The following is a 12,077-nucleotide window of genomic DNA, read 5'->3' on the forward strand; positions in this document are numbered from 1 at the left end:
GTCTGACAACGGGTCGGTTCGGCGGGGCTGGCCCACCCCAGGCGACACACGGCGACGGCCACAAGCCGTCGCCGTGTGCGCCGGATGTGGCGCGGTCCGGCTCAAGCTCGGAGCGAACGGGTGGCGGCCGTGTCGACCGTGATCCCCTCGGGGTCGTTCTCCGGGTCGCCGAGCACGACCACGCCGTAGTCGCGGGCGGCGCCCTCGACGCTGACGTAGCCGTCCCGCACATCGCGCAGGACGCGCTCGGGGTCACGCTCGAACGGCGTGCCCCACCCGCCACCACCGTTGGTGAGGTAGCGGAACATCGCTCCCGCCTTGGTGTCCCACGACGGCTGGGACGCGAAGTAGAAGTAGCGGCCGTCCGGGTCGAGCTCCTTGGTCCGGGCATCGAGCATGCCGCCCACCGGGACCGTGTCGGCGTAGACCTCCGGGGAGTGCGGGATCAGCTTTCCGCGCTCGCGGATGTTCGCCGTCTCCGCCGGGAAGATCCAGACCGCGCCGAGACGACCGGTGTCCCCGCCGTTCGCGCCGAGACCGCTGGGGATCTTGGTGCGGAACGGGGAGCTGTAGGCCGAGGCGTCGGTGAGCCAGAGGCTGTCCCGGAGGGTCGCGGCCCCGCCGCGGTGGAACCCGGCACCGGCGGTGTCGGTGGCTGCCTCCTTGCGGAGCAGCACCACGGGCACGTCGTGCTCGATCGCCTCGGTCGCGGGGTCGAGGTTGTTGAGCATGAACAGCACGGTGTAGCTGTCGCCGTCCCCGTCGCTCGTCGCGCCCCAGGGGCCGTGCTCGCCGCCGCACTGGGCGGCGGTGGCCCACGGGGTCCCGTCGTCCAGGACGCCGGTGGCGTTGTGCAGATTCAGCGAGCCGTAGTCCCCGGCGACGGCGCGCTCGCCGAGCACCGGGTTGAGCGCGTCGAACACCGCAGTGACCAGCGTGGTGGTGATCTCCCAGAACATCATGCTGGCGCCCTCGGGCGGCATGCAGTTCAACAGCGACCCCGGTGGGCAGGCCATGTCGATGTTGCGCCAGGTGCCACTCGTGAACGGGGTCTCCGGGGCGAGCAGCATCGTGATCGCGACCCCGACCGCGGTCTTGGAGTCCAGCATGCTGGCGTTGATCGAGGTCCGGGCCTGGCGGGAGGTCCCGGACAGCTCCGCCTCGATGTTCTCACCCCGCTTGATCAGGGTGACCTTGATCCGGAACTCCTCGGTCTCGTCCAGCCCGTCGGCGTCGACGAGCCCGGTGCCGACGTAGTCGCCGTCCGGGATCCGTCCGATCGCCTCGCGCATCCGCTCGGCCGAGGTGTCGACCGCGTACTGCAGGGTGCCGAGGAACGCGCCGGATCCGTAGCGGTCGATGTTCTCGCCGATCAGCCGTGCTCCGAGATGGAGCTGCTGGTAGATCGACTTGAAGTCGGGCAGCAGGATGTCGCCGAACCGGGAGTTGTCGAAGATCAGGCTGAACGTCGATCGCACCGGCTCGCCCTGCCGGTAGAGCAGTACCGGCGGGATGGTCAGGCCCTCCTCGTACTTGTTGTTCTTGGTGCCGGAGAACCCGCCGGGGACCGTGCCGCCCATGTCGAGCTGGTGTGCCCGGATGTTGACGAAGGAGACGATCGTGTCGTCGCGGAAGACCGGGTAGATGAACAGCACGTCGTTGACGTGTGTCCCGGTCCGGTAGGGGTCGTTGCCGATCAGCACGTCGCCGGGGCGGAGGTTCTCCGGGCCGTACTCGATGACGGTGTTGCGGACGGCGTCGCCCATGGTGCCGAGGAAGACCACCAGGCTGTTGCTGACCACCGACATCGGGTAGTCCTGCTCGGGTGGCCCGCTGATGGTGCAGGCGAAGTCGTACCAGTCGCGGATGATCGGGGAGAACGCCTCGCGCAGGAAGCCGGTCGACATGTGCTCGACGACGTAGTGCAGCCGGTTCGTGATCACCGATGCGGTGAACCGGTCGGTGCCGTACCGCTGCGTGAACTCGGTGTCGCTCATGTCGCGCAGCGATACGGTCGGAATCGTGTGGGGTGCGGAGGTGGTGGTCGTCACCGGGTCCTCACTTCCTCGTGATGACGAGCTCGCCGTGGCTGCCGACCGTGGCGGTCTGACCGGCACCGACGTGCGTGGTGGACAGGCTCTCGTCGACGATGGCCGGACCGTCGACGACGTCGCCGGCGCGGAGCGCGGCGCGGTCGTAGACCGGGGCATCCTGGTCGTCGTCGGTCAGGTACCGCAGGACGGTCGTGCGGATCGGGGTCAGCGGGCCGTCGGCGTCGGTGCGGGCCGGGACGACCGGGTACTCGACCTTGTCCGTGTCCAGGATGGCCCGGACCCGGAACGTCACGCCCTCGACCGGGATCGCGTCGAACCGGTTGCCGGTGCGCCCCTGGTATGCCTCGTGGAAGTTCTCGATCATGGTGCTGACCGAGTGGCCGTCGATGGTGCCGTCCGGCATGGCGACGAACGGGGTCTCCCAGCTCTGGCCGACGAGCCGGCCGTCGAAGCTGCGGGCGAAGGTGACCGAGCGGCCCGGGGTGATCCGGGCCCGCAGCTGCTCCTCCATCTCGGTGAAGAGCGCGTCGACGGTGCCCGCGGCCCCGGGTGTCAGCACCGTGTAGGCGCTGCGGTTCGCGGTGAAGACCTGGTCGGTCGACAGCAGCCCGAGGGCGGAGAACAGACCCGGGTACGGCGGGACGACGACCTGCTTGCACTTGATCAGGTCGAGGACCGCGGGCAACAGCATCGGGCCGGCCGCGCCGTAGGCGACCAGGCTGTAGTCACGGGGGTCGACGCCGTTCTTGATGGCGATGTTGAACACGCCCTCGGCGATGTTGTTGACGCCCATCTCGTAGGCGTAGCGGACCCGCTGGGCCAGGGTGAAGTCGCAGTCCAGCGCCTCGAACGCAGCCCGGGACCTCTCGACGTCGAGCTGGAACCGGCCGCCGGCGAAGTGGTCTCCGTCGAGGATCCCGGCCATCAGGCAGGTGTCGGTGGTGGTCGGCTCGGTGCCGCCACGGCCGTAGCAGGCCGGTCCGGGCTCGGCGCCGGCGCTGCCGGGGCCGACCTGGATCTCACCCGCGGTGCCGACGGTGACCAGGCTGCCGCCACCCGCTCCGATGCTGGAGATGTCGATCGCCAGCGAGTTCACGATGAGGTCGTGCTCGAGCTCGAACGTCGTGTTCACGAACGGCTCGCCGTCGGTGACCACGCTGATGTCGCACGAGGTGCCGCCGACGTCGGCGCACAGCAGGTTCCGCTCGCCGATCAGCTCGCCGAAGTGCGCGCACGCGACGGTGCCGGCGGCCGGGCCGGAGAAGACGATCCGGAAGGGCTGCTCCATCGCGCGCTCGGCCGGGATGAGGGTGGCGGCGCAGTCCGCGTAGTTCAGCTGACCGGTGAAGCCGAGCTCGGCCAGGCCCTTGTTCAGCTTCTCCGAGTAGTCGCTGTAGATGATCTTCATGAAGGTGTCGATCACCGTCGTCGACGACCGCGCGTACTCCTTCGCCAGCGGGGAGACCTCGCTGGAGATCGAGCAGGCGACCTCGCCGAGCTCCTCGCGCACGAGCTCGCGCAGCCGTTCCTCGTGGGAGCGGTTGACGTAGGCGTTGAGCAGGCAGATCGCCACGCCCGTCACGCCGCAGCGACGCAGCACGGCGAGCTGCGCGCGGGCCTGGGTCTCGTCGAGCTCGAACAGGACCTCGCCCGAGGCCATGATCCGCTCCTGGATGCCGCGGCGCAGGTACCGGGGCACCAGCGGCCGGCCGGCGTCGCCGAAGCTGCGCCGCCAGCGCGGGTCGAGGATCGCCTCGGCCGGGCGCCAGGTGCGCCCCTGGTCGAGGATGTCCCGGTGCCCGTCGGTGGTCAGGAACCCGATCTTGGGCAGGTTCCGGGTGATCACGGCGTTCAGACCGTGGGTGCTCGCGTGGTTGAACACCGCCGAGCGCGAGACGTCGAGCTCCTCGGCGCCGGCGAGCACCGGCTCGTAGGCGGTGGTGACGTCGGTGGAGACCTTGGCGGTACGGATCCGGCCGCCGTCCAGTGCGACGACGTCGGTGAACGTGCCGCCCACATCGACTGCGATCATGGTGGTGCCCCTCAGATGGTGTCGGAGAGCAGCTGCAGCGAACCCAGCAGGTGCCATCGCTCGCGGCTTACGGAGTGCAGGCAGGACTGGCACTTGACGACCTCGAACCAGCCGCCCTCGGAATTCACCGGGTAGCGCCGCAGGTCATCGGCACCGCACCGGGGGCAGGTCCCCTCGACGGGCGTCTTGACCAGCGACACCGTCGGTTCCTGTGGTCGTGCGAAAGGGGGCATGAACGGCTCCTTCGTCGGCGACAGTGATGACAGAACGTGTAGTTCCGACCAGTTGGAATGTTTGCACGATAGTGGTGTGACCGGTATGCGCAACCCCGTGTCAGGGGGAGCTCTGTACCGCCTGCAGCGTCGACCGGTAGGCGTGCCCGAGGACGTGCCGGTCGAGCAGGACGGTGGCGAGGCGGCATCCGGTCGATCGCCAGGACGACACGGCGGCCGCGCTGGCGTCGGCGTCCGGTTCCAGGGTCACCGCGACGCAGTCGAGCCCTGCCGCCTGCGCCGCGGCGACAGTGGCCGCGAGTGCCCGCCGGACCTCGGGGTGACGGTGGTCCCCGCCGTGCCCCGTCGCCACGGCGAGATCGAACGGGCCGAGCACGAGCGCGGTGGCTCCGGCCTCCGCCGCGGCAGTGGCCACGGCGTCGATCGTCTCGATCGCGTCCGGGTGCTCGATCAGCAACCAGACGTGCAGGTCCTGTGGTGCGTCCCAGCTCCGGAGCCCGTGGTCGAAGGCGGGCACGAAGGGACAGGCGCCGCGGTCGCCGTGCGGGGCGAACCGGGCCGCCCGTGCTGCGGCCGTGGCCGCCTCGGGTGAGGTGATGCCCGGGACGAGCACACCGCGGGCCCCCGCGTCGAGCACCCGGCCGATCTCCGCCGGGTCCGTGGACGGGACACGGACCACGGCGTCGGCGCCGCGCCCCTGGACGGCCCGGACACACCGCACCGCCGCGGGCAGGTCGAGCGCGCCGTGCTCCATGTCGACGATCACGAAGTCGAATCCCGCGGCGGCGGCCAGTTCCCCGGTCTCCGGGCTGTCCATCAGCAGCCAGGTGCCGATCGCACGGTCGCGGGCATCGAGGGCGCCGGTGATCGCTGCGGCCGTCATGACGTGGTCCCCCCGTTCCACCGGTCCAGGGTGTCCCCGACCGGGGTGGGCGGGACCGGTGGCGTCGGATCGGCGGGTCGGGTGCGCGAGAACCGCGGTGCCGGTGCCGGTTGGGGTATCCCGTCGAGCTCGCGGAAGGCGTTCCGTTCCCCTGCGTGCGGGTGCGCGACCGCCTCGTCGAAGGACAGGACCGGTGTCACGCAGGCGTCGAGACCACGGAACGCCTCCGTCCAGCCGTCGCGGGTGCGCTCGGCGAACACGCGGGCGAAGACCGAGGTGAGTTCCGGCCAGCCCGTGCGGTCGTTCTGGTCGGGCAACGCCTCGCCGGCCAGCCCGAGCCCCTTGAGGAGATCGCCGTAGAACTGCGGCTCGATCGCCCCGACCGCGACGTACCCGCCGTCGGCGCACCGGTAGGTGCGGTAGAACGGGGCGCCGCCGTCGAGCATGTTCGTGCCCCGTGCGTCGTCCCAGAACCCGATCCCGCGCCAGGCCCAGATCGACTGCATCAGCAGCGCGGACCCGTCGACCATCGCGGCGTCGACGATCTGGCCGCGCCCCGAGCGTTCCCGCTCCCACAGCGCGCTGAGCACTCCGGTGACGAGCAGCATGGAACCGCCACCGAAGTCGCCGGCCAGGTTCAGCGGTGGTGAGGGCGGGCCGTCGTGCGGGCCCATCGCGTGCAGGGTCCCGTTCAGCGCGATGTAGTTGATGTCGTGGCCGGCGGCGTCGGAGAGCGGGCCGGTCCGTCCCCAGCCCGTCATCCGTCCGTAGATCAGACGTGGGTTGCGGGCGGTCAGGTCGTCGGGGCCGACGCCGATCCGCTCGGCCACGCCGGGCCGGAACCCCTCGAGGACGACGTCGGCGTGCTCGGCGAGGTCGGTGACCCGGGCCCGGTCGTCGGGATCCTTGAGGTCGAGCAGGTGGGTGCGCCTGCTGCGCAGCAGGTGGTCGCGGTCCGGGGAGACGATCTCGAAGCCGCCGGGGCGCTGGACGCGGACGACGTCCGCGCCGAGGTCGCCGAGGATCATCGCGGCGTGCGGGACGGGACCGATGCCGCCCAGCTCGACGACCCGGAGCCCGCTCAGGGGACCGCTCACGCCGGCCCCACCTCCTCGGTGGCCGCGTCGGTGTCACGGCGCGGCCCGGAGTCGAGCTCGGACCGCGCGGTCTCCGACATCACGACGACGGCGACGAACGACGCCACCGCGGTGAGCCCGATCCAGCCGGCGACCGGCACGAAGCTGCCCGTCGCCACGTACAGGCCGGTGGCGATCAGCGGGGTGAAGGCGCCGCCGATCAGGGTTCCGAGCTGGTAGCCGATCGACGCGCCGGAGTAGCGCACGCGCGCGGTGAACAGTTCGGCGAACAGGGCTGCCTGCGGGCCGTAGACCAGCGCCACCAGGACCAGACCGACGGCGACGGCGACGATCACCGCTGCCGGGGAGCCGGTGCCGAGCAACAGGAAGGCGGGCCACACCCAGATCCCGAGTGCGACGGCGCCGCTCAGGAACACCCGCCGCCGTCCGATCCGGTCGGACAGGGCGCCGCAGAGTGGGATGGCCACGAACTGCAGCACCGCTCCGATGAGCACGGCGTCGAGCATCAGCGAGCGTGGCAGGCCCAGGACGGTCGTTCCGTAGGAGAGGAGGTAGGTGCCGTAGAGGTAGAAGCTGGCGCCGATGACCACGATCGAGCCGGCGCCGAGCAGCACGGTCCGCCAGTGGTGCACCACCGCCTCGATGACCGGGGACCGGGACGGACCGTCGCCCTCCCGGACCTCCTGCATGGGAGTCGTCTCCTCGAGTGCGAAGTGGGCGTAGGTGGCGATGCCGACCAGCACGATGCTGATGAGGAACGGGATGCGCCAGCCCCACGCGAGGAAGGCCTGCTCGTCGAGCAGATTGCCGACCACCAGGAACACAGCGGTGGCCAGGAACAGCCCGGCCGACACACCGACCTGGGCGAAGCTGCCGTACAGACCGCGCTTCTCGGGTGGCGCGTTCTCGGTGGCGATCAGGGCTCCGCCCGCCCACTGCCCCCCGACCGCGATGCCCTGCAGCAGCCGCAGGACGACCAGCATGATCGGCGCCGCGACCCCGACCGTGTCGTAGGTCGGGAGCAGGCCGATCACGGTGGTGGAGGTCCCCATCAGGAACAGCGTGGTGACCAGCGCCGGTTTGCGGCCGATCCGGTCGCCGACGTGGCCGAAGATGACGCCGCCGAGCGGCCGGGCGGCGAAGCCGACGGCGAACGTGCTGAACGCCAGCAGCGTGCCGACGACCGGGTCGCCCGTGGGGAAGAACAGGACGTTGAACACGAGCGCCGCGGCGACGCCGTAGATGAAGAAGTCGTACCAGTCGATCGCCGAGCCGGTTCCGGCCACGATCAGGATCTTGCGCAGGGACATCGGGCTTCCTCGGATGTGATCGTCGTTGATCGGGTTCGCCGGTCAGACGGCGCGGGCGGGAACCGGGGTGGTCCGGTGGTCGGCGAGGTCGGCGTCGCGGGTCATCGACCAGTAGTCGACGACGCGGTAGGGCGAGTTCGTGACGACCCGGCCCCGGGAGTTGCGGTAGTAGGTCGTCATCCCGGGGTGGCTCCACACCATCCGGGCGTGCCGCCGGTCGACGTCGGTGACCCACCGGTCCAGAGCTTCGGGGGTGACCTCGACGGCGCCGATCCCGTCCTCGGTCATGGTGGTGATCAGGTCGACGATGTAGCGGGTCTGTGCCTCGGCCACGAAGATGAAGCTGCCGCCCGCGCCGGCATTGGTGTTCGGGCCGTACATCAGGAACAGGTTCGGGAAACCCGGAACGCTGATCCCCAGATGCGCGACCGCGTCGTCCTCGCCCCACACGTCGTGCAGCGCGGTGCCGTCGCGACCGCGGACGTCGATGCCGGGCAGGAAGTGCTGCGCGTCGAACCCCGTGGAGAGCACCACGACGTCGGCGTCGTACTCCTCGCCGGTGTCGCTCGTGACGCCGGTCGCGGTGATCCGTGCGACGCCGGCGGTGACCAGGTCGACGTCGTCGCGGCGCAGGGCCGCGTACCACCCGTTGTCGAGCAGCATCCGCTTGCCGAACGGCGGGTAGTCCGGCAGGCACTTCTCGATCAGGTCCGGCCGTCCGTCGAGCTGCTGCTCGATGTAGCGGGTGAAGAAGCGACGGTGGCCGTCGTTGACCGCGTTGAGTGCGCGCTCCGGGTGCGGCCAGTCGGGGTCGACCTGCAACGACGGGTGGACGCGGTCGTTGAACACCCAGGCCAGCCGGAAGCGGTACCAGTCGTGGTAGTAGGGCACGTGGCTCATCAGCCAGTGCACGTCGTCGCCGACCGGGGCGAAGTACTCCGCGTTGGGGGCGATCCACTGTGGCGAGCGCTGGAACACCGTCAGGTGGCCGGTGCGTCCGGCCACCGCGGGCACCACCTGCATCGCGCTCGCGCCCGTGCCGACGACCGCGACCCGCTTCCCGGTGAGGTCGATGTCGTCCGGCCAGTCGGCGGTGTGGAAGATCGGTCCCTCGAACTCGTCGAGCCCGGGCAGGTTCGGCACCTTGGGGGTGTTGAACAGCCCGACCGCACTGATCACCGCGGGTGCCCGCCACGATCGCCCGCCCGCGGTGACGGTCCAGTGCTGGTCGTCGTCGTCCCAGGTCGCGGAGTCGACCGAGACGCCGAACTCGATGTGGCGGCGCAGGCCGAAGTGGTCGGCGGCCTCGGCGAGGTAGGCGGCCATCTCGTCGCGCTTGCCGAAGTGGGTCGACCAGTTCCGCGGGAAGAAGGAGAACGAGTACAGGTAGCTCGGGGTGTCGACGCCCGCGCCGGGGTAGGTGTTGGTCAGCCATACGCCGCCGACGTCGTCGTTGCGTTCCAGGATGACGAAGGGGATCCCCGCGCGCTGCAGCCGCACCGCCGCCGCGATCCCCGAGATCCCGGCGCCGATGATCACCACCGAGAAGTCGCGGTCGTGGCGGACCGGGCGGGGACCGGGGTCGGGCGTGAACCCCATCTCCTCCCGCATGAGCCGCTCGTACTCGTCCGGGACCTCCTCCCCGACGGCGGTCGAGAGCATGGTGCGCAGCAGGTCCGGGTCGGGGTCGGGGACCGCCGGTTCCGCGCCGCGGGACCAGGCGGTGAGGGCCTCGACCGCCGCGGCCCGCAGATCGGCGGCCACGGCCTCGTCGAGACCACCGTCGTCGTTGGGGCCGAGACCGGCGCTGCGCACCGGGCGGTAGGGGGGGTGCAGCCAGCGACGGTCGCCGGTGAGGTGGAAGGTCACCATGGCCAGCGTCGGCAGGTTCGCCGATGCGACCGCGGTCCGCAGCCGGGCCTCGTCGAGCGGGCGCTGAGGGGTGCACAGGACAGGCACGGATGGATCTCCTCGATCGGGTTCTAGGCGCGGTCGGCCCGGACCGGGCCCTCGCGGGTCATCCGCCAGCCGGCCGCGACGGCGTCCCAGGAGTTCTCGCCGGCGCCCTGGGTGCGGAGCTTGTACTTCTCGACCTTGTCGGTCGGGGTGCGCGGTAGCTCGGCGACGATGTCGATGAAGCGCGGGACCATGTGGTAGGGCATGGATTCGGCGTAGTGCAGGAACAGGTCCTCGGCCGAGACGCTCGCGCCGGCGCGGAGCACGACGACGGCGCGGACCTCCTCCTCGCCGAGCTCGGACGGGGCGCCGACGGCCGCCGACTCGGCGACCGCGGGGTGGCCGTTGACGAGGCGCTCGACCTCGTAGGACGAGATGTTCTCGCCGCGACGGCGGATCGAGTCCTTGATCCGGTCCTTGAACCACAGCGCCCCGGTCGCGTCCCGCACGGCGCGGTCGCCGGTGTGGAACCGGCCGCCCCGCCATGCCGTGGCGGTGATCTCGGGCATGCCGTCGTACCCGGCGGAGAGCAGCAACGGGTCGGGGCAGCTCACCACGACCTCGCCGGGGATCCCGGCGTCGACCTCGGCTCCGTCCTCGTCCACCACGCGGACGTCGAAGATCGGGTTGGGCCGGCCGCAGGAGCCCGGGAGGGACTCGTCGAGCGCGGAGTTGACGATCAGGTTCGTCTCGGTCGACCCGTAGGCCTCGACGAGCGTGAGCCCGAACCGCTTCTCGAAGTCGTGGTAGATCTCGGCCGGCGCCGGGACGGCGTAGACGACCCGGACCGGGTTGTCGGCGTCGTCGGGCCGTGGCGCGCGGCCGTGGAGCATGTGGCACACACCGCCGATCGCGATGAACGCGGTGACCCCGAACTCGCGCGCCTCGTCCCAGAAGCGCTCGATGGACAGCCGGGAGCGCAGCACCATCCGCGCGCCGGTCAGCAGGCAGCCGAGCGTCGCGAACTTGCCCGAGATGTGGAAGAACGGGGAGTAGTTCAGCAGGACGTCGTCCGGACCGAGGTCGGTGATCTCGGTGAACAGGTGGCCGAACGCGAGCTGCTGGTGGTGGGTGAGCAGTACGCCCTTGGACGGACCGGTGGTGCCCGAGGTGTAGAGGACGCTCGCGATGTCGTCCGGGGCGGGACCCGGTCCGGGTGTCCGGCCCCGGACCGGTGCGGCCTCCAGGACGTCGGAGTACGTGCCCGGAAAGCCCAGGACCTCGCCGAGGGTGGGTACCTCCGCCCGGACGGACTCGACCGCGTCCAGCAGCGGACCGGTGTCGGCCACCGCGAGGTCCACCCGGGCGGTGTTCAGCTGGTAGCGCAGCAGCTCGCCCCGGTACGCGGTGTTGATCGGCACCTCGACGGCACCGAGGCGGGCGACCGCGAACCAGCTGACGAGGTACTCGGGTGTCGAGGCCATCAGGAGTGCGACCCGGCTGCCCGGGCCGATCCCGCGGTCGGCGAGGTTGCGTGCGGCGGCCTCGACTCGGGCGTCGAGCTCACCGACGGTGTGGTCCCGTCGTTCATGGGTGAACAGGACGTCGTCGGGCCGGCGGCGGGCCTCCCGGCCGAGAAGGTCGCTGAGGGTGCGCTCGGGGAACGGGATCCGGGCCAGCGGCCCGGTCGTGATACCCGAACCGGGCGCGTGCATCGTGGTCATCCGACTCCTTCCACGTCGTCGTGGACAAACCGACTAGTCGGTATGAATGTAGATGAGTGCCGGGGTCCCGGCAAGACCGTGAAGGTCAGTAGCCCTTGCCGGCGGTCCAGCCGCCGTCGGCGAAGAGGGTGGTCCCGTTGACGTAGTCCGAGTCGGGGCCGCTCAGGAACAGGACAGGGCCCGCGATCTCGTCGGCCTGGCCCCACCTGCCCATCGGGGCGTTCGTGCGGATCGTGCGGGTCATCTCGTCCGACCGGAAGTACTCGCTGGTCAGCGGGGTCTCCACGACGCCGGGTGCGATCGCGTTGCACCAGATGCCGCGAGAGCCGAACTCGTAGGCGATCGTCCGGGTCAGCATGATCACGCCGGCTTTCGCCGCGCAGTAGGCGGCCCGGTCGCCGAAGGCGATGTGTCCGGCCATCGACGCGATGTTGACGATCTTCCCGTGGCCCTGGTCGATCATGCCCGGGATCGCGGCGCGGGAGAGCACGAACGGTGCGGTGAGGTCGATGTCCAGGGTTCCTCGCCACTGCGTGGGCGTCAGCTCCAGGATCGGCGCGACCTGTCTGGTCCCGGCGTTGTTCACCAGGACGTCGAGGCGGCCGAACCTGTCCCGGACCCGGTCGGGCAGCGCCTCGGCTCGGGCGTCGTCGGTGAGGTCGAGTGCGAAGGGGGCCACGTCGTCACCGCTCCCCAGCTCGTGGACGGCGGAGTCGAGCGCGCTCTTGTCGAGGTCGGACAGTGCGACACGCGCTCCGGCGGCGCGCAGGCGCGCGGAGATCGCGCGCCCCAGTCCACCGCAGGCGCCGGTCACCAGCGCGACGCGTCCCTCGAGTACCGGTGTCATT

9 protein-coding genes are annotated in these 12,077 nt (G+C 70.8%); all 9 read right to left on the reverse strand.

All coding sequences use genetic code 11. The features are described 5' to 3' along the window. Positions 1-101: 101 nt before the first annotated feature. The 9 genes from Pdca_RS02895 to Pdca_RS02935 all read right to left on the reverse strand — a co-directional run bounded on the left by Pdca_RS02895 (position 102) and on the right by Pdca_RS02935 (position 12,076). Positions 102-1,997 carry a hydantoinase B/oxoprolinase family protein gene (locus tag Pdca_RS02895; RefSeq protein ID WP_085916516.1) on the reverse strand — a complete coding sequence of 632 codons (1,896 nt, stop codon included), beginning with the start codon at positions 1,995-1,997 and terminating at the stop codon, positions 102-104. Between the two features lie 61 nt (positions 1,998-2,058). Next, a complete protein-coding gene (locus tag Pdca_RS02900; RefSeq protein WP_085916505.1) occupies positions 2,059-4,086 on the reverse strand; it encodes a hydantoinase/oxoprolinase family protein in 2,028 nt (675 codons plus the stop codon). Between the two features lie 11 nt (positions 4,087-4,097). Beyond that, on the reverse strand, positions 4,098-4,319 hold the full coding sequence (locus Pdca_RS02905) for a hypothetical protein (protein WP_125911221.1): 222 nt from the start codon (positions 4,317-4,319) through the stop codon (positions 4,098-4,100). A gap of 100 nt (positions 4,320-4,419) precedes the next feature. Then, on the reverse strand, positions 4,420-5,202 hold the full coding sequence (locus tag Pdca_RS02910) for an aldolase/citrate lyase family protein (RefSeq protein ID WP_085916507.1): 783 nt from the start codon (positions 5,200-5,202) through the stop codon (positions 4,420-4,422). Further along, positions 5,199-6,299 carry a CaiB/BaiF CoA transferase family protein gene (locus Pdca_RS02915; RefSeq protein WP_085916508.1) on the reverse strand — a complete coding sequence of 367 codons (1,101 nt, stop codon included), beginning with the start codon at positions 6,297-6,299 and terminating at the stop codon, positions 5,199-5,201. The genes Pdca_RS02910 and Pdca_RS02915 overlap by 4 nt, the downstream gene beginning before the upstream one ends. Further along, a complete protein-coding gene (locus tag Pdca_RS02920; RefSeq protein ID WP_085916509.1) occupies positions 6,296-7,609 on the reverse strand; it encodes an MFS transporter in 1,314 nt (437 codons plus the stop codon). The genes Pdca_RS02915 and Pdca_RS02920 overlap by 4 nt, the downstream gene beginning before the upstream one ends. Positions 7,610-7,651: 42 nt before the next feature. Next, positions 7,652-9,568 (reverse strand): flavin-containing monooxygenase, encoded by a 1,917-nt coding sequence (locus Pdca_RS02925; RefSeq protein ID WP_232021390.1) that lies wholly within the window; start codon positions 9,566-9,568, stop codon positions 7,652-7,654. Between the two features lie 23 nt (positions 9,569-9,591). Continuing rightward, positions 9,592-11,229 (reverse strand): AMP-binding protein, encoded by a 1,638-nt coding sequence (locus Pdca_RS02930; protein WP_085916510.1) that lies wholly within the window; start codon positions 11,227-11,229, stop codon positions 9,592-9,594. 85 nt (positions 11,230-11,314) lie between these two features. Then, positions 11,315-12,076 carry an SDR family NAD(P)-dependent oxidoreductase gene (locus Pdca_RS02935; protein WP_085916511.1) on the reverse strand — a complete coding sequence of 254 codons (762 nt, stop codon included), beginning with the start codon at positions 12,074-12,076 and terminating at the stop codon, positions 11,315-11,317. Position 12,077: the final 1 nt, after the last annotated feature.

Source organism: Pseudonocardia autotrophica, assembly GCF_003945385.1.
Classification (GTDB): domain Bacteria; phylum Actinomycetota; class Actinomycetes; order Mycobacteriales; family Pseudonocardiaceae; genus Pseudonocardia; species Pseudonocardia autotrophica.